The following is a 1,199-nucleotide window of genomic DNA, read 5'->3' on the forward strand; positions in this document are numbered from 1 at the left end:
GCAGCATTCCCAAACTACTCGACTCGTCGAAGGAGCTTTACATAGGCTTGGCATCCGACCAGACGGGGCTCTCACCCTCTGTGGCGTCCCGTTCCAGGGAACTCGGAAGGCGCCTCGCCAAAAGCATCCTCTACAAATTACAACTCGGGCCCTGGGGACCAGATTTCAAATTTGAGCTGTTGCCGCTTCACTCGCCGTTACTGGGGCAATCCCTGTTGGTTTCTTTTCCTCCGCTTATTGATATGCTTAAGTTCAGCGGGTATTCCTACCTGATTCGAGGTCAACATTCGGAAGGTGGGGTGTTTAACGGCGTGGCCGCGCCCGGGTCCCGGTGCGAGTGGATATTACTACGCAGAGGTCGCCGCGGACGGGCCGCCACTCCATTTCGGGGCCGGCGGTGTTAGCGCCGGGTCCCCAACGCCGGGCTCTCCCAAAAAGAGGGGAGCTCGAGGGTTGAAATGACGCTCGAACAGGCATGCCCGCCAGAATTCTGGCGGGCGCAATGTGCGTTCAAAGATTCGATGATTCACTGAATTCTGCAATTCACATTACTTATCGCATTTCGCTGCGTTCTTCATCGATGCCAGAACCAAGAGATCCGTTGTTGAAAGTTTTGATTCATTTGTATTTTGCCTTGCGGCACACTCAGAAGAAACTGTAAAAACAAAAGAGTTTGTGGCCTCCGGCGGGCGCCTGGTTCCGGGCCGCGAAACCGAAGAGGTTCCGGGCGCCGGGGCGGCTCCGCCGAAGCAACGTAAAGGTATGTTCACATGGGTTTGGGAGTTGTAAACTCGGTAATGATCCCTCCGCTGGTTCACCAACGGAGACCTTGTTACGACTTTTACTTCCTCTAAATGACCGAGTTTGGAGAGCTTTCCGGCCCTGGGTGGTAGTTGCCCACCTCCCTGGGCCAGTCCGGACGCCTCACTGAGCCATTCAATCGGTAGTAGCGACGGGCGGTGTGTACAAAGGGCAGGGACGTAATCAACGCAAGCTGATGACTTGCGCTTACTAGGGATTCCTCGCTGAAGAGCGATAATTGCAATGCTCTATCCTTAGCACGGCGGAGTTTAACAAGATTACCCTGGCCTTTCGGCTAAGTACACGCTAGCTTTGTTAGTATATCGCGCGTGCGGCCCAGAACACCTAAGGGCATCACAGCATTTTTGTTACCTCTCGGTTGCCTCCATAGAAAGATA

The 1,199-nt window shown here is 54.3% G+C and carries 2 rRNA genes; both read right to left on the reverse strand.

The features are described 5' to 3' along the window. Positions 1–625, reverse strand: a 23S ribosomal RNA gene (locus ABZ880_RS54410); the annotation flags it as partial. A 165-nt stretch (positions 626–790) separates the two neighbouring features. Next, positions 791–1,199 (reverse strand): 16S ribosomal RNA (locus tag ABZ880_RS54415); the annotation flags it as partial.

Source organism: Streptomyces sp. NPDC047043 (assembly GCF_040644055.1).
Taxonomy (GTDB): Bacteria; Actinomycetota; Actinomycetes; order Streptomycetales; family Streptomycetaceae; genus Streptomyces.